At 69.6% G+C, this 16,125-nt stretch carries 16 protein-coding genes and 1 tRNA gene; 8 read left to right on the top strand and 9 right to left on the bottom strand.

Annotated elements, in window-relative coordinates:
• Positions 1–4: 4 nt before the first annotated feature.
• Complete coding sequence (locus ABFX46_RS08980; protein WP_067627928.1) at positions 5–760, bottom strand: FHA domain-containing protein; 756 nt, start codon at positions 758–760, stop codon at positions 5–7.
• 128 nt (positions 761–888) lie between these two features.
• Between ABFX46_RS08980 and ABFX46_RS08975 the strand changes: the two genes are divergently transcribed.
• The 3 genes from ABFX46_RS08975 to ABFX46_RS08965 all read left to right on the top strand — a co-directional run bounded on the left by ABFX46_RS08975 (position 889) and on the right by ABFX46_RS08965 (position 3,424).
• Positions 889–971: transfer RNA gene (locus ABFX46_RS08975), tRNA-Leu, on the top strand.
• A 1,290-nt stretch (positions 972–2,261) separates the two neighbouring features.
• Positions 2,262–2,492: a hypothetical protein gene (locus ABFX46_RS08970; RefSeq protein WP_346040911.1), complete on the top strand. Its 231-nt coding sequence runs from the start codon at positions 2,262–2,264 to the stop codon at positions 2,490–2,492.
• Positions 2,492–3,424, top strand: a complete 933-nt coding sequence (locus ABFX46_RS08965) for a cyclic nucleotide-binding domain-containing protein (protein ID WP_346040909.1) — start codon at positions 2,492–2,494, stop codon at positions 3,422–3,424. The genes ABFX46_RS08970 and ABFX46_RS08965 overlap by 1 nt, the downstream gene beginning before the upstream one ends.
• Positions 3,425–3,857: 433 nt before the next feature.
• On the opposite strand, the gene ABFX46_RS08960 is transcribed toward ABFX46_RS08965, so the two are convergent.
• Positions 3,858–4,154, bottom strand: a complete 297-nt coding sequence (locus ABFX46_RS08960; protein WP_346040907.1) for a hypothetical protein — start codon at positions 4,152–4,154, stop codon at positions 3,858–3,860.
• Between the two features lie 104 nt (positions 4,155–4,258).
• A complete protein-coding gene (locus ABFX46_RS08955) occupies positions 4,259–4,633 on the bottom strand; it encodes a hypothetical protein (protein ID WP_346040905.1) in 375 nt (124 codons plus the stop codon).
• A 712-nt stretch (positions 4,634–5,345) separates the two neighbouring features.
• Here ABFX46_RS08955 and ABFX46_RS08950 point away from each other — a divergent pair.
• Positions 5,346–6,326, top strand: a complete 981-nt coding sequence (locus ABFX46_RS08950) for a helix-turn-helix domain-containing protein (protein ID WP_346040903.1) — start codon at positions 5,346–5,348, stop codon at positions 6,324–6,326.
• A 150-nt stretch (positions 6,327–6,476) separates the two neighbouring features.
• Here ABFX46_RS08950 and ABFX46_RS08945 read toward each other — a convergent pair whose 3' ends face one another.
• Genes ABFX46_RS08945 through ABFX46_RS08935 form a run of 3 tightly spaced genes read right to left on the bottom strand, consistent with a single transcriptional unit; the run spans position 6,477 to position 8,886 of the window.
• Complete coding sequence (locus tag ABFX46_RS08945; RefSeq protein WP_346040901.1) at positions 6,477–7,250, bottom strand: ABC transporter permease; 774 nt, start codon at positions 7,248–7,250, stop codon at positions 6,477–6,479.
• The gene (locus tag ABFX46_RS08940; RefSeq protein WP_346040899.1) at positions 7,247–8,197 is read right to left on the bottom strand and encodes an ATP-binding cassette domain-containing protein; all 951 of its coding nucleotides are present in this window, start codon (positions 8,195–8,197) and stop codon (positions 7,247–7,249) included. The genes ABFX46_RS08945 and ABFX46_RS08940 overlap by 4 nt, the downstream gene beginning before the upstream one ends.
• Before the next feature lie 26 nt (positions 8,198–8,223).
• Positions 8,224–8,886 (bottom strand): DUF4097 family beta strand repeat-containing protein, encoded by a 663-nt coding sequence (locus ABFX46_RS08935; RefSeq protein WP_346040897.1) that lies wholly within the window; start codon positions 8,884–8,886, stop codon positions 8,224–8,226.
• Positions 8,887–9,110: 224 nt separating this feature from the next.
• Between ABFX46_RS08935 and ABFX46_RS08930 the strand changes: the two genes are divergently transcribed.
• On the top strand, positions 9,111–9,872 hold the full coding sequence (locus ABFX46_RS08930; RefSeq protein ID WP_346040895.1) for a helix-turn-helix domain-containing protein: 762 nt from the start codon (positions 9,111–9,113) through the stop codon (positions 9,870–9,872).
• A gap of 33 nt (positions 9,873–9,905) precedes the next feature.
• Here the strand turns inward: ABFX46_RS08930 and ABFX46_RS08925 are convergent, their stop codons facing one another.
• The gene (locus ABFX46_RS08925; RefSeq protein WP_346040893.1) at positions 9,906–10,403 is read right to left on the bottom strand and encodes a MarR family winged helix-turn-helix transcriptional regulator; all 498 of its coding nucleotides are present in this window, start codon (positions 10,401–10,403) and stop codon (positions 9,906–9,908) included.
• A 208-nt stretch (positions 10,404–10,611) separates the two neighbouring features.
• On the opposite strand from ABFX46_RS08925, the gene ABFX46_RS08920 reads away from it, so the two are divergent.
• Positions 10,612–12,072: an MFS transporter gene (locus tag ABFX46_RS08920; protein WP_346040892.1), complete on the top strand. Its 1,461-nt coding sequence runs from the start codon at positions 10,612–10,614 to the stop codon at positions 12,070–12,072.
• Between the two features lie 18 nt (positions 12,073–12,090).
• On the opposite strand, the gene ABFX46_RS08915 is transcribed toward ABFX46_RS08920, so the two are convergent.
• A complete protein-coding gene (locus ABFX46_RS08915; protein ID WP_346040890.1) occupies positions 12,091–13,284 on the bottom strand; it encodes a site-2 protease family protein in 1,194 nt (397 codons plus the stop codon).
• 232 nt (positions 13,285–13,516) lie between these two features.
• Between ABFX46_RS08915 and ABFX46_RS08910 the strand changes: the two genes are divergently transcribed.
• Positions 13,517–13,966 carry a hypothetical protein gene (locus tag ABFX46_RS08910; protein ID WP_346040888.1) on the top strand — a complete coding sequence of 150 codons (450 nt, stop codon included), beginning with the start codon at positions 13,517–13,519 and terminating at the stop codon, positions 13,964–13,966.
• A 65-nt stretch (positions 13,967–14,031) separates the two neighbouring features.
• Here ABFX46_RS08910 and ABFX46_RS08905 read toward each other — a convergent pair whose 3' ends face one another.
• Positions 14,032–14,940: a hypothetical protein gene (locus ABFX46_RS08905; protein ID WP_346040887.1), complete on the bottom strand. Its 909-nt coding sequence runs from the start codon at positions 14,938–14,940 to the stop codon at positions 14,032–14,034.
• Positions 14,941–15,195: 255 nt separating this feature from the next.
• Between ABFX46_RS08905 and ABFX46_RS08900 the strand changes: the two genes are divergently transcribed.
• Positions 15,196–16,089 carry an AAA family ATPase gene (locus ABFX46_RS08900; protein ID WP_346040885.1) on the top strand — a complete coding sequence of 298 codons (894 nt, stop codon included), beginning with the start codon at positions 15,196–15,198 and terminating at the stop codon, positions 16,087–16,089.
• The last annotated feature ends 36 nt before the right edge of the window (positions 16,090–16,125 follow it).

The raw sequence follows: 16,125 nt of genomic DNA, 5'->3' as shown, positions 1-16,125 counted from the left end.
GGGGTTACTCCCTATCGCGGCGGAACACAAGGGTTGTCCGGCCCATCGTGACCCGGGAGCCGTCCACCAGCGTGACCCGCCGGATCGGCTGCCCGTTCACGAACGAGCCGTTGGTCGACCCTAGATCCACGAGAGCGATTTCGGGACCTTCTACGCGGATCTCGGCATGGTGCCGGGAAACGCCCGGATCGACGAGGCGCAGGTCGCAGTCCGTGCCACGACCCAGCAGAGTCACGGGGGTGTTGATCTCATAGGTGCGCTGCGTCGTGTCCGAACCCTCCACCGCCGTCGTCACCAGCAGTCGCGGATGCCCCCCGAAGACACCGCCGCGCCCGCCCTGCGGGACATCGCTCACCGGCCGGCGGATCTCCCCGCCCTCCACCGTCGAGCCCCGGATCACCCCCGACCGGATCCGGAACATGCCCGTGGCGAGATCCCCGGCGTTCTCGAACCGCACCCGCACCGGCCCCACGAAGGAGTACCCCTGCTCCTTCGCGTACTCCCGCGCGAGATTCGCCAGCTCCTGGCTCAGGCTGTCGGCGTACACCTGCAGCCGCTGCCCGTCCTGCTGAGAGATCTCCACGACGAAGTCGTTCGGCACGAGCGTGCGGCCCTGCGCCACGATCGCCGCCCTATCGTCCATCTCGCGCTGCACAGCACTGGCCACCTCGACCGGCTGCAGCTCGGACTTGAAGGCACGGGCGAAGGCCCCTTCGACCATGCCCTCCAGCCGTCGCTCGAAGCGCTGAATGACGCCCACGGGCACCTCCCTTCCCCACTGGTAGACGATCGTATCGGTGCGAAGGTTCGCTAGGAGTATCCGAGTACCTAACCACTACCCCGACCGTGCTAGCCTTTTCAGGCACCCGGAAACGGGGCGGCACCCATGGGCGGGTGGCGGAACGGCAGACGCGCACGGTTCAGGTCCGTGTGTCCGAAAGGATGTGAGGGTTCAAATCCCTCCTCGCCCACTCGGAGTTGGGGGTGGTGTGTCGGCGGAGAGCGCCGACCGCCACTCCTTCGTCATGTTGACCCGGGGGACGACCCCCGGACCCCCGATGCAGGGGCTCCGCCCCCACACCCCCGCGCTCGCTGGCGCTCGCTTTGGGGCTTCGCCCCTCGCCCCCCGCGCTCGCTGGCGCTCGCTTTGGGGCTTCGCCCCTCGCCCCCCGCGCTCGCTGGCGCTCGCTTTGGGGCTTCGCCCCTCGCCCCCTGTGCTCGCTGGCGCTCGCTCTGGGCTCCACACCTTGGCCCCGCTGCGTAGTGCTTGCGCTGTCGACGGCCTAGGTTGCAGGCGGGGTGATGTGCCCGGTGGGCGTCCAGCTGCCGCGTGGCGTGCGTGTCTTGTGCCGGGCGCGGCGGTGGGGTTCTCCATCAGGGCGGGGAGCGTTGCGAGCCAGGCGTTGATCTTGTGTTCGTTGGCATGTGCCAGCTGAAGGGCCAGCAGAGGGGTTTGGGCGGCGATACCGCGGATACGGCGGTTGCCGCCGTGCTCGATGCCTTCGGGGCCGGGCAGCGTGGCGTGCCAGGCGTGATCTTGTGCTCGTTGGCGTGGGACAGATGGAAGGCCGGCAGGAGCGTTTGTGCGACGATGGCGCGGATGCGCCGGTTGCCGCGTGGTGGATGCTCAGCGAGCATCGCAGCGCCACTTAACTCGTCGCGGGTTACCATCGGACGTAATACGGCCTCGGGAAGTGACCATGACCACCGTGATCCGCCAGCAGAACGGCGATCTGCTGGTCGACATTGGTGCGTGTGTCACTGCGCGGCACGTCCACCCAGGCGACCCGACTGTGACCAGTACGCCGTCAGTGCGATCGACGCGTCCCAGCTCGCCCCGCGCCCAGGCGAGGCCGGAGTATTGGCGCGGGCTTGGTCCGATGGCCATAGGCGTACCGTGCGGCGTCCGGAGCTACTTTTGGGCCCCCCTATTTGTGGCACCCGGCGCATGCCTAGGGGCCTTAGTCAGGGTTCAATCTGCGTAGGCATCCATGTCTCTGGCTGGGACGTTGGCCATGCTGCTGGTAGGCGGCGTCCGGAGGTGCAAGCCCGGATGCCCGCCTACTTGGCATCTCTAGGTCTCTGGTGCTATCTCCCTGCTCGGGTTACCGTGCTGAATGACTCGCCGTCGGGACGCGGGAGAGGCGCGGGCTTGCACCCTTCGCCTCCTCAGGGGTCCTGTGGACTCGGCTCAGCGGGCCAGCATCATCAAGCCCCGCACCGACCAAGTCCCAGCCAGAGACCTGCGAGGAGCCCCCTCGATGTCCCAACAACAGCCTGATGCTGTTCTCGGCCAGGTTTTGATCACCTTGGCCTTGATCGCCAGCGTAGTGATTGTTGTCCTCGGCCTGTTCGTGCTCATCGGGTTCGTTGTCCACCGGACAGCCGACAGCCCGTCCCGACGCACCGTAGCGATCCTCGGCGCGATTGGTTCCGTCATCGTGGCGGTACCGCCCATCCTGTACACGCTGCCCTGGATCTACGGCGGCTGATGGAACAAGGTTTCTGGCACGCGCTCGATGAAGCGGAGCGGCGTGCACTGCGTGCCGTGGCTCGGCCCCGTCAGTTCGCGGAAAGGGCGCCGCTGGTCTACCAGGGCGACCAGTCCGACCATGTGATCATCATCGAGCGGGGATGGGCCAAGGTCACCTCGTCCACCGAGGACGGCTATGAGGTGGTGCTGGCCGTGCGCGGACCGGGTGACCTGCTCGCCGAGAGCGCGGTGCTCGGCGGCCGCACCCGCTCGGCGACGGTGAGGGCGCTTTCTCCGGTGCGCGCGCTGGTAGTCCCGGCTGGCCGGTTCACCGGTTTTCTGGATGAGCACCCGCATGTGTGGAAGCTCGTCAGCGGCACGTTCGTGCAGCGCATCGAGGACGCCGACCGGCGGCTGCAGGAACACGTCATCCGCCGCGGCCCCCAGCGGCTCGCGGGGCTGCTGGTCCACCTCGCCGAGCGCTCGGCGCAGCACGTCCCACCCGCGCCGGACGGGTCGATCACGATCGGGCCGCCGCTGTCCCAGGGAGAGCTTGGCAGTTGGATGGATGCCTCCCGGGAGACAGTCGCTCGATCACTTTACTCGCTGCGCCGGGCTGGTCTTATCCGCACCGGCTGGCGCACGATCACCGTTGTCGACCTGCCCGGCCTCCGGGCGATGGCCGCAGGCCAAGCAACGTCTGAGGCACGAGCCCAGGATGAATTCTCACAACCTTTTCCCCCACCCCACCAGCTCAGCAATGCTGAATGGAGAGTGGCAAAGTTGGCCGCTGAAGGGCTGACCAACCGGCAGATAGCGGTGAGGCTTTCCATCACCATGAGCACCGTTGAGCAGCACCTCACCCGCGTGTACCGCAAGCTCAACCTGACTTCGCGCGCAGATATCTCCAGTGCACTACGGTCGCTCGAACCCGGCGAAGCGTCTCCCTAGTCGCCGTTGGGTTCGCTGCTGGCAGTACGCGCGGGCAGCAGCGGTGGCGGGGCCCCCACTGCGCCAGGAAATCCACCGCGGCGCGGCTCGACGTGCCTGGGCCTATGACGAAGATCAATGCCCCTTCTCCTCCACCACCCGGTCGGTGTCGGTGGACATCGGCTTGTAGCAGGCGAGCCGGAGCCGTCCCGGCCGCTCCTGGGCGGGCCTGAGTCTCCAGCGGCTCACCAGGCCACCGGTTGCCGTTGGCGCGGGGGCCGGGATAACCAAGGACGAATCCCCATGGTGAGTGCCGCCCGGCATGGGCTGCGCGTCGCGGTGGGGGCTGCGGCGACGGCCAGAGCGGTGTCGTATCCCCACAGCCTCTTGCTCGTGTTCCGGCGCAGGACGACTGCGTGGGCGGCCTCGGAACCGGGTGATGTCGCGGGGTCGCTCAGGGTTTGAAGCGGTGTCGCCAGTCCTCTGGAACCGTGCGGTCGCAGCCGACGACCTTGACCGAGGGCGCGTCGGGCGCTTTGCGGGCGCTGGATGGAAGGCTGCCGACCAGGCTGGTCTTGCGCTGCGCCATGGTCGGCGGGAACAGCCGGGTCGCCTGCCCGGACAAGTCGGCAGCCGGCTCGGCGAGCAGGGCCTCCCACGCTCGGCGGCACAGCACGTCCCGCTGGTGGAGTCCGCGGACCCGCGCGGTGACGCCGCTGTTGCCCATCATGTGGACGCCGTGCACCCGCACTCGGCAGACCCGGACCCCGGGGGTGTGCCAGTTTCGCGAGTCGCGGCGACCTCGGGGAGGCCGCCGCGACACATCAGGTGCGGTCGCGATGACGGCGCAGACCGTCAGTAGAGGATGTACAGGTGCCACTTCGGCTTCTTGTCGGTGCCGCGCCCCTGGACGCACATGGCCGCCTTGTAGCGAGGGTTGGAAGCCTTCACGTTGAGACCGGCGACGTAGCAGTCGCTCTTCGTCCAGTAGCTCTTCCAGAAGTGCCAGGTGGCCGTCCTCTCCTGGACGGTTCCGCTGGACAGTGCGGCAGCGGTGGCCGCCGCGTTAGTGTCGGCGCCGGTGGAGGCCTGCGCCGGCGTGGCCAGGGCGCCCAGTGCCAGGGCGAGGGTCGACCCCAGTATGAGGACCTTCCTCGAGATCGGCGGCCTCGCGCCCTCGTGAGTTTCCGCGGCCGGCGCGGTCGGCTTGCGCATTGCACTGATCACCATGGTGTTCTCCCTCTGTTGATCTCGAATGTGGTGCTGTGGCGCCCCTGGCCCAGACGAGCCCCCTCGGGAGGAGGAATGGGAACATCCGCCTGTGCTTACGCGCTTGCGGTGCCCGCCAGGGCCACTCTTGCCGTCAGGGCCACGACGTCCTGCGATCCACTTCGCGCCCTGCTTCATACGCCGATCGTCACATTCACGTGTTCGGCCTGTCATTGATGCTGAGAGACCAGGCCGTTGACGCTGGGCGCCATTCCTCCGGCGGTATCGACTTTGTCGAAAACGAAACACTTGCTGGCTTTTTATGTGACATTTCGGCTCATGTTGGCTGTTGGTGCCCGGCAGAGCCATGTGCGGGAGATGAGCACGCTTATCGTGTGTGGACTGGGCTGCCCCGAAATGGCAAATATTGGGACGAACTAGTCAGAGCGGTGCAGGCATCATTGACCACGGAGGGGTGCGGCTACCGGAGCTTTTCGTTTGCGCACTAGCCTTGGAGTCGGCCTTCTGACTATCGTGTTAGCAGACGCCGGTGTTCTGTTGTATCAGTCGTCCTTTTCGGGCAACGGTCATACGGCATATCGGCCCTGAAAGTACCACTCGATTTCTTGTCTCGGTGAGCTGGAAGACTTGATCCGGTGGAAGCCGCCCGAACGTTGCACCGAGACGTGAACTCGGCGTGGTCGGAAGGTGAAGCGACGGACGGTGCGCCCCGATGCTGGAGCAGCAGTGCAGCCTGGACCTGCCGGTTTCCGACCGGTTTGACTGGTGGTGCGATCTGGCGGCCCAAGAAGTCGTCCCCACGTTTGTGCACAGCACCCACCGAAGTGACTTCTACGCGGCCGTGAAACTGCTGCGGTTCGGATCCGCGAGCGTGACAGAACTCGAGTTCGATGACATGGAATCCAGGCGCACTCCGCGGTTGATCCGGCACTCTGATCCAGAGCGATGGATGCTGACGCTGGTGTCCAGAGGGTCCATGTGGGTGGAGCAAAGCCGCAGCCGCGCCGAGCCGTCACTCGGTGATCTGGTTCTCTACGACACGTCCCGACCGTTTCAATCGCAGATCCTGGACCGTGGCGTCCCGTGCCGGACGGTTCTGCTGCAGGTCCCGCGGAAAGCACTGCCCCTGCCTGAACAGGTACTTCGATCAAGGGTGGCGCAGCCCGTCCGGTCAACGTCCGGCGCGGCGGCGCTGCTCTGCCGATTCCTTGAAGGGGCTCTCGAACACGCCAAGACGCTGACCCCGGACGAATGCGCGCGGCTGGATGCGGTGGTCATCGGTCTCATGGCCACCCTCTTCGCAGCGACGAGCGACGCCGGAGATCTGATACCTCCGCAGACCCGGCAGCGGGTCCTCCTGCAGCAGGTCAAGGCGTTCGCGCTCGGCCATCTACACGACCCTCGCCTATCACCCACGCTCATCGCCGAAGCGCACCATATCTCGGTGCGGCAGCTTCATCGCCTGTTCCACCAGGAGGGGGTCAGCGTCGGTGACTTCATCCGCGGACAGCGTCTCGAGCGCTGCCGCGCTGACCTGGCCGACCCTCGACTGATCAACCGCACCGTCGCGAACGTCGGTGCACGATGGGGATTCCAGGACGCCGCCGTCTTCAACCGGGTGTTCAAAGCAGCGTACGGAATTCCCCCGGGTGAGCACCGTCGGCGGTGCTCACCGACACAACCAGGGCTATAGCTCCGTCGCCACATCGACTTGGTGAGTGGCGGGTGGGGCGTCGTTTCCGGGGGTGATGTCGCGTTGGTGGGCTGCGGGGTGATGCATCTGGGTGTGGGGCAGGGCCGTCGGAGCCTGTGGGGTCCGGCGGCCCTGGTTTGGGGGCATCGGTCAGGACTTGTTGTAGGTGTTCTTGGCCCATAGGTAGGAGAGGGCGGCTATGCCTGCGCACCAGGTGGTGGCGATGGTGGCGCTGTTGCCGATCGGGGTGCCGAGGAGGAGGCCGCGGACGGTCTCCATGATCGGGGTGAAGGGCTGGTACTCGGCGAACCAGCGCAGGGCGGTGGGCATCGAGTCGGTGGGGACGAAGCCGCTGCCGAGGAACGGCAGCAGGATCAGGGGCATCGGGGCGTTGCTCGCGGCCTCGGGGGTGGGCGACTTCAGGCCGAGGGCGACCGACAGCCAGGTGATGGCCACGGCGAACAGGGTCAGCAGGGCGGCGGTGGCCAGCCATTCGACGGCGGTGGCGTCGGGGCGGAAGCCGATCGCCAGGGCGATGCCGATGATGACGGCCATGCCGAGCAGCTGCTGGACGACGCTCGCGACGACGTGGCCGGTGAGGACGGAGGCCCGGGAGATCCGCATGGTGCGGAAGCGGGCGATGATCCCTTCGGTCATGTCGGTGGCGACCATGACGGCGGTTCCGGTCGCGGCGGTCGCGGCCGTCATGAGCAGGATGCCGGGGACGATGTAGTTGACGTAGGTGGCGCGGCCTCCGCCGAGCCCGCTGCCGAGGGTTCCGCCGAAGACGTAGACGAACAGGAGCAGCAGGATGGCCGGTGTGACGATCAGCTGCACCGTCATGGACGGGTAGCGCAGCATCCGCTTGAGCTGGCGCCGGACCATCGTGGACGAGTCGCGCGCGGCGAGGGTGAGGGTGCTCATCGGGTGGTCTCCTTCTGCCGGCCGGTGAGGGTGAGGAACACGTCGTCGAGGTCGGGGGTGTGGACGCTCATCTCGGCGATGTCGATCGAGCGCTCGTCCAGCAGGGTGAGCAGTTCGCGGACCGCGCGGACGCTGCCGTCGCTCGGCACCTGCAGGGTCAGGGCCTCGGGGTCGGCGATGCCCGCGTCGAGGACGGTCCGGGCCGCGCCGAGCAGGTCCGTGTCGGCGAAGGTGAGCTCGATGTGGCCGCCGGGGATGAGCCGCTTGAGCTCGTCGGCGGTGCCCTCGGCGATCAGCCGTCCGTGGTCCAGGAGGGCGATCCGGTCGGCGAGCTCGTCGGCCTCCTCCAGGTACTGGGTGGTCAGGAAGATCGTCACGCCGTTCTGGACGAGGTCGCGGACGATGCCCCACATGGCGCGGCGGCTGCGCGGGTCGAGGCCGGTGGTCGGCTCGTCCAGGAAGATCAGGCGCGGGTCGCCGACCAGCGTCATCGCCAGGTCGAGGCGGCGCTGCATGCCGCCGGAGTAGGTGCCGGCCGGCTTGCGCGCGGCGTCGGCCAGGTCGAACCGGTCGAGCAGCTCGGCGGCCTTGCGCCTGCCGTCCCGGCGGGACAGGTGCTTCAGGTCGGCCATGAGGAGCAGGTTCTCCTCGCCGGTGAGCAGCTTGTCGACCGCCGAGTACTGGCCGGTGACGCCGATCGCGCCGCGCACGTCGTCCGCTTCGCGAATCAGGTCGTGGCCGGCGACCTGGACGGTGCCGCCATCGGGGCTGAGCAGGGTGGACAGGATCTGGACGGTCGTCGTCTTGCCTGCGCCGTTCGGGCCTAGCAGAGAGAAGATCGTCCCTTCGGGGACGGACAGGTCGACGCCGTCGAGCACGACCTTCTCGCCGCTCTTGTCGCGGTAGGACTTGCGCAGTCCCTGAGCCGCGATCGCCAGGTTCGTCATGGGGGGCTCCTTCAGCGGGTGCTTCGTCAGAGGCTGCGGGCGGCGATGTCGCCATAGCCGGTGGTGGCGTGGACGTCGAGTCCGGCGGTGCCGTCGTTCTTGAGGGAGTTGCTGACGCGCCCGTGGCCGGTGCCGGCGTCCAGCGAGGCGGAGACGCCGGGGGCCGCGCCGACCGAGATGTCACCGGACTGGGTGCGGAGCACGACCCGGCCGTGCACGGCCTCGGTGATCTGGATGTCGCCGCGTGCGGTGCTGATCTCCGCGGGGCCGGTCAGACGGCCGACCTCGACGTCGCCGTCCGTCGCGGTGAGGCGGACGCTCGCGGCCTCGTCCAGCTTGATCTGGTGGTACGCGCCCTCGAAGGCGACGTCGCCGAGGCGGCCGACGGTGCGGAGTTCGGCGGCGGCCGCCCTGCCCTCGACCCGGGAGCCGGCGGGCAGCTTGATGGTCACCTCGACGGATCCGGAGGGGCCGCGGAGCCCGTTCGCCGCCGCGGTCTCGATCCGCAGGACGCCGTCGGCGTACGCGACCTCGGTCTGCTCGGCGGCCTTGACGTCGCGGCCCTTTCCGGCGTTCGCGGGACGGACCTCGACGGCGGTGTCGGCGCGGTCGGCGGCGATGACCTGCACGCGCCCGGCGGGGACGTGGACGACGGCGGCGATCGGGGCGGGGGTGGCGAAGGTCTGCATGGTGTCTCTCCTGGCTGCTCGTTGTTTCCGACATTGGAAACGCTACGTTGCGTTCGAGAATCCTTCAACATACTTGTTGCACTGAGATCGCATTCGTGCAGGTTAATGTGATGAAAGTGTTGCAATGGGGGCTGAGCTAACGCAATGATCGGAGAGTGATTTGTTGCAATGAGTGTGGGGTGAACGCTATGGTGCGGGCATCAGGGAGCGTGAAGGAGAACGCGATGCCAGGGGGCAGGCTCACCCAGCAGGAGCGCCGGCAAATCGCCTCGGGGCTGGCCGACGGGCTCGCCTACGCGGAGATAGCCAGGCGGCTCGACCGTCCGACCTCGACGATCACGCGCGAGGTGATGCGCAACGGCGGCCCCGCCGGGTACCGCGCCGAGCTGGCCCATCGCGCGACGGAGCAGCGCGCCCGCCGGCGTGCGCCCGCCGCGTCCCGGGGGGCGGCGCCGGCGCCCCTGCCGCACGGACGCGACCCCGAGGCCGTCCGCGAGTACGAGGAGGCGTTCACCACCGTCCTCATGGGGTCGGGCCTGCCCAAGATGGAGGCGCGGGTGCTCGTCTGCCTCTACACGACCGACTCGGGGAGCCTCACCGCGTCGGAGCTCGTCCAGCGCCTCCAGGTCAGCCCGGCGTCCATCTCCAAGGCGATCGCCTCGTTGGAGAAGTACCTGCTCGTCCGGAGGGAACGCGACGAGCGGCGGCGCGAGCGGTACGTCGTCGACAACGACCTCTACTACCAGTCGATGATGGCCAGCGCCCGGGACATCGCCAGCCAGGTCGAGGTCGCCCGGCAGGGGGTCGGCGTGCTCGGCCCCGGCACTCCGGCCGCGGTCCGGCTGGAGAACATCGCGCGCTACCTCGACTTCGTCGGCGAGAGCTTCATGCGCGCCGCCGAGCAGGCCCGCGACGTCCTCTACGGCGGCACCGAGACGCCCCGCCCGGCCCCCGCCGACGCGCGGGCGGACGACGCGACCCGGTAGGGCTCCGACCACGCCTCGCTGTAGTACTGGGCGTCAGGCGTGGAGTCTGGTGTCGGCCGGGTGCCCGGCGTCCGTGGTGTCCTCCGTGTTCGCCGGACGGGGCCAGGTGCGGCCGCTGAGGCGTTCGATGTCGGTGTTGAAGCGGCGCAGGTAGGCGGCGAAGGTGGCGATGTCCTCGTCCGACCAGTCGGCCATGACGCGGTCGAGGCCGTCGATGATGATCGCGCGCTCCTCGTCCAGCAGCGCGGCGCCCCTGCCGGTGATGCGGAACTTGCGGGCGATGCCGCCCTCGGGGTCGGGGATGCGCTCCAGCAGCCCGGCGCGCATCGCCGCGGCGGTCTGCCGGTTGAGAGTCGAGGCGTCGAGCCCGAACGCCTCGCTCAGCTCGCCGATGGACATCGGCCCCTGGAGGCGGATGCGGCTCAGCAGGACGTAGGCGCTGCGCTCCAGGCGTCCGGCCCGATGGCGCATGACCTCGTGCCGGCTGAGCAGCATCTGCTCGTACTCGATGTCGTGCGTGGGCCTGACCATGGCCGGTGCGCCTCCTCCCGCCGGGGCCGTCCGCGTCCTCGGGGGCGGCCGCGCCTCCTCCATCCTCGCAGAGTGGCGTCCGCCACTGCCGCGGGGAATGCATTGCGCACATCATGTGCCTGATACATATTACGTGTATCGTGCACATTCGGTTCCGGCCCGCATCGGCGGCCGGACGGACACGACGAGACGTTCGAGGAGTCCGCGTATGGACGCACCCCAACCCGCAGCCCGCTCACGCGGCGTGGTCGTGACGCTGGCGCTCGCCGGCATCACGGCGGCGATCATGCAGACGCTGGTCACGCCGCTCATCCAGGACCTGCCGACGATCCTGCACACCTCGTCGTCGAACGCGGCCTGGGTCATCACGGTGACGCTGCTGGTGGGCGCCGTCTGCGTGCCGGTCTTCGGCCGCCTCGGGGACCTCGTGGGCAAGCGCCCCATGCTGCTGGTCTGCGCGGTCCCGCTGATCGCGGGCTCGGTGGTGTGCGCGCTGTCGTCCTCGGTCGTCCCGATGATCATCGGACGCGGCCTGCAGGGCATGGGGATGGGCATGGTGCCGCTCGGCATCGCCCTGCTGCGCGACGTGGTGCCGGCGGAGAAGCTCAGCTCCTCGATCGCGGTGGTCAGCGCGTCCATGGGCATCGGCGGCGGACTCGGCCTGCCGATCGCCGCGGGCGTCGCCGAGTACACCAGCTGGCGGGTGCTGTTCTGGGCGTCCACCGTGCTGGCCGCGGTCATCGCGGTCCTGATCTGGCGGCTGATCCCGGACGTGCCGGCGCGGGCCAAGGGCGAGCGCTTCGACGCGCCCGGCGCGGTCGGGCTCGGCATCGGCCTGGTCTGCCTGCTGCTCGCGGTGTCGAAGGGCGCCGACTGGGGCTGGGCGTCCGGGACGACGATCGGGCTGTTCGCCGCCGCCGTCGTGGTGCTGCTCGGCTGGGGGTTCTGGGAGATCCGCACCCGGCAGCCGATCGTCGACCTGCGCACCACGGCCCGCCCCCGGGTCCTGCTCACCAACCTCGCCTCGATCTTCGTCGGGGTCGCGATGTACGCCTCGATGCTGATCGTGCCGCAGCTCCTCCAGTACCCCGAGGCGACGGGCTACGGCCTCGGCCAGTCGATGCTGGCCGCGGGCCTGTGGATGGCGCCCGCCGGGATCGTGATGATGCTCGTCTCCCCGATCGGCGGGAAGCTCACCGACCTCCGGGGGCCGAAGGTCACGCTGAGCCTCGGCATCCTGGTGGTGGCCGCCGGCTACGGCGCGTCCCTCGCGCTGATGGGCGCCGCCTGGGGCCTCATGGTCGGCCTGATGATCATCAACGTCGGGGTCGGTCTCGCCTACGGCGCGATGCCCGCGCTGATCCTCAGCTCGGTGCCGCTCAGCGAGACGGCCGCCGCGAACGGCTTCAACACCCTCATGCGCTCGCTCGGCACCTCGATCGGCGCGGCCGTCATCGGCGTCGTCCTCGCCGAGATGACCATCGACCTCGGCGGGCACCGGATCGCGTCCGAGAACGGCTTCCGCGTCGGGCTGCTGATCGGCTGCGGTGTCGCGCTGCTGGCCGCGGCCATCTCCGCCGCCATCCCGTCCGGACGCCGCGCCGCCGGCGCCCACCGCGCGAAGCTGGAGCCCGTGGCCGTCTCCGAGCAGGTCACCAGCGACAGCTGACCGCCGAAGCCCGCCAGGTCAGGACGACCAGGGGCGCTTCCCGTGCGGGATCATCATGTCGGCGCCGCGCGGCGGCGGGTAGGGGCGGCTGCCGCGGAAGTCGCTGGTCTGCATCGCCCGGCTGATGTCGCTCGGGCTGACCAGGCCCACGACCCGGCCCCCGGCGCCGAGGACGACGGCGCGGCCGTCGGTGCAGCCGGCCATCCGGGGCAGCAGGTCGGTCAGCGGGTCGTCCGGGTGGGCGGTCGGGACCTCGTCGGGCGGGCAGGCGATGTCGCCGAGGCGGAGCGCCGCGCGCTCCTCGGGCTCGGTGGACCGGATGCGGTTCAGCGTCACCAGGCCCGCCAGCCGTCCGTCCTCGACCAGCGGATACGTCGAGAACCGGTGCGTGAGGACGACCTCGTCGATCAGGTTCTGCACCGTCCGCGCGGCGTCCGCGACGACGGGGTCGGGCGTCATGATGTCGCCCACGCGGACGCCGTGCAGCGCCGCGTTGACCCGCGTCTGCTGCTCCTCGGAGCTGGCGGCGCCGACGAGGAACAGGCCGATCAGGATCAGCCACAGCCCGCCGAACCCGACGCCGGCGACGAACTGGACGAAGCCGAGGGCGATGAGGACGAAGCCGAACACGCGTCCGGCGCGGGCGGCGGTGACGGCGGCGGCGGTCCGGTCGCCGCGGCGCCACCACAGGAACGCGCGCAGGACGCGTCCGCCGTCCAGCGGAGCGGCGGGGACCAGGTTGAACACGGCGAGGATCGCGTTGATGCCGGCCAGATACGCGAGCGTCTCCACGCCGAGGCCGGGGCCGGTGGCGGCCGACGCGACGACCGCCGCGATCGCGAAGACGCCGCCGACGGCGAGGCTGGCGAGCGGGCCGACGACGGCGATGCGCAGGTCCGCGCCCGCGCTGCGCGGTTCGCCGCGCAGTTCGGCGACGCCGCCGAGCAGCCACAGCGTGATGCCGCTGACCTCGATGCCGTTGCGCCGCGCGACGACCGCGTGCGCCAGTTCGTGGACGAGCAGCGACACCAGCAGCAGGAGCGCGCTCACGATGCCCGCCACGATGTAGGCCCACGTGGAGAACCCGGGATTCACCTCGGGGAACCGGCCGAAGGCCAGCCCGAAGACCAGGATCACCACGATGACGATCACGCTGTAGTTGAGGCCGATGTTGATCCCGGCGATACGACCGAGCCGGATCGACTCCCTCATCGGTCTCCCTCGTCACGCCGTCGCCTGCGCACGGGCTACCCGCTGGCCGGGCGTCTATGCCGCGCGGCGCCGTCCGACCCCGGACGTCCCGTGTGGGTTTGCACGGCGGCGGCGAATCCGCGCCGATCCCGCCGGGGACGGGGCAGGGCGCGACGGCCCGGCGCGGCCCCCGCGCCGGCCGCAATTGACGCGTTCGAGTGGTTTCGCGGATGGGGCGGGTAACGGCGGAGGCATGGACAGAGTGACGCGCGGAATGGTCGCCGGTGCCGCCGGGACCACGGCCCTCAATGTGGTGACCTACCTCGACATGGCGGTTCGGGGGCGTCCGGCGAGCAGCACCCCCGAGCAGAGCGTGGAGAAGCTGGCGGACGCCGCCGGGGTCGATCTCGGCGAGGGGGACACGGCGGAGAACCGGAAGGCGGGCCTCGGCCCGATGCTCGGCTTCGGCACCGGCCTCGGCGCGGGCATCGTGTACGGCCTGATCGCCGGCAGCCGCCGCATCCCGAGGCCGGTCGGGACGGTCCTGCTCACCGGCCTCGCCATGCTCGGATCGAGCGCCCCCATGACCGCGCTGGGCCTGACGGACCCCCGCCAGTGGTCGGCCTCCGACTGGGCCATGGACGCCGTCCCCCACCTGGCCTACGGCGCCGTAGCCGCCGGCGTCTACAACGCCCTCCACTAACCCACGTCGTTGACCTGCGGCGTGTTGTTGTTTTCGACGCGCTCATAACAACAACACGCCGCAGGTCAACGCACCCGGTGGACCTCGGCGGTCAGGGCGAGACCGGCCTCCTTCGCCGCGTCGACGGCCCGCTGGAGTTCGGCCAGTGGGGTGTCCGCGGAGAGCCGGTCGATCTCGGCGACGGCCAGCTCGTCCTGCACGGTCTGGGCGAGCAGTTCTTGGACGTCCGCCTGGATCTCCTCGATCTGCTTGATCGCCTTGTACTCGCGATACGCGGCGCTGGCGGCCTTCGTCCGGTCCGCGTACTGCTCCAGCGCCGCCACCCGCCGCTCCACCGCCTCAGCCGACAGGGCGAGTGCGCGGCGCTGCTTCTCCAGCAACGCGGTCAGCCCCGCGTTCTTGGACGCCACCTCGCTGATCTCCAGCTCGATACGGGTCAGCTCCGCGCACGTCCGCGCGACCTCCCACTCCTGCCGCGGCAAGGTCACCGCGTTGGCGACATCGTCCAGCAGCCCCGCCTTGCTGATCCGGGAGTTCATCACCGTTCTGGTGGCTCGTCGCGCCCGGCTGACGTACTGGAGCGTCCGCTCGTCGAAGTCGTCCGCGGTGTAGTACCTGCCGTGGTGCTTGCACGCCAGCCGGTGCGCGTTCTTGGCTCTGAACCTGACGTAGGCGCCCATCGCGACGGCGACCCCGATGACGGCCGCCACGGTGAGGAACACCCAGAGGCCGCCGAACCAGGCGGCTGCGACCAGCCCGGCCTGGAGTACCGCCCCCACCGCGAGTCCGGCCCGTCGCGCCGCCGTCGGCATGACGATCACCGGGGCGATCGCACAGCCCGCGCCGGTGAGGATCGCGACGGCCGCGTCGCCCACCGCGCCATCCTCCAGGGACGGCTTGGCGGGGGCCGGCTTGAAGGCCGCCGTCAGCGCGTCCGGGGAGGAGGCCAGGATCTCTCGGTCCTTCTCCGGCACGTCGGGATCGACTACGGGTCGGAAACTTCCGAGCACGCCCCACCTCCGCCTCGCCCGCCGGCCACGCGCTCTGTCTCGGAATCCGAGAAATGTCTTGATCGTACTCGACGCCGGTCGGCCGGCCATGGCTTGCGGCTTGGCCTGGAGAGCGTCCGGCGGGGCCGGAAGCGGTCGGCGGTGATCGGGTGATCGGCGTCCGAGTACGATCAGGATATTTCTCGCGTATCGAGACACGGGCGGCCGGGCGGGGTGGGCGTGGACGACGGAGATGACGGGCACGTCGTGTTCCGTCCTGTGCTGGATCCCGAGTTGCCGGAGAAGGGCCGAGAGATTCTGGCGTCCTCCCCGGAGGTGCTGGCCGCGGCGTCCGCGGCGGCGCCGGGCAAGCCGCCCTGGGAGCACGGTGCGATGGCCAACCTGATCAGCGCGGTCTTCGCCGGTGCGGGATTCGGTTTCGTTCCGCTGCTCGTGTGGCTCGTGGCCGGTCTTGAGATGTTCCTGACTGTGGCGATCGCTCTCGGTGCCCTGGTCGCGGTGGTCGGATTCGCCATGCTCAGGGTGGAGAATCCGCACCGGCTGGCGCGTAAGCACCACGGCAGGTACTACCTCGCGGACGACTTCGACGAGGAGTCGCTGGGATACATCGAGCGCGCTCGGGCGGCCATTGCGGCGATATCGGGGTCCGAGATCGGCAGGGCGGGTCTGCTGGACGACGTCGCCAACGCGGTGACACTGCCGCGGCAGGAGTGGGAGATCGCGCGGACGTGCGCGGAGCTGACCCGCGTCAAGCGGCAGATCGAGAAGGTGCGGTCCAAGCACGCGAGCCTGACGAAGGTGATCGAGCCGCAGCGCCGCGCACTGGAGACGGCGGCCGAGGCGACCGAGCGGCGCATCGCCGCGCTGGAGCGCTACGCCGACCGGACGAAGGCCGCGGACGCCCAGTACCGCGAGTGGGAGGCGTTCAAGGAGATCGAGGAGATCGAGGCGGACGTCCGAGAACTGCTCGCCCAGACCGCACAGGACGACCTGGCCGTCGCCGAGATCGACCGACTCTCCGCGGACACCCCGCTGGCCGAACTCCAACGGGCCGTCGCGGAGGCGAAGGATGCCGGGCTTGCCCTGGCCGTGGACGCCGAAGAGCCGGCGTGACCGGCTGGGCCGGCCGGAACGCCGATTGCCCGGCCG

It is taken from the genome of Actinomadura chokoriensis (genome assembly GCF_039529475.1).
Taxonomy (GTDB): domain Bacteria; phylum Actinomycetota; class Actinomycetes; order Streptosporangiales; family Streptosporangiaceae; genus Spirillospora; species Spirillospora bangladeshensis.
This window is presented reverse-complemented; position numbering and strand designations above follow the sequence as displayed.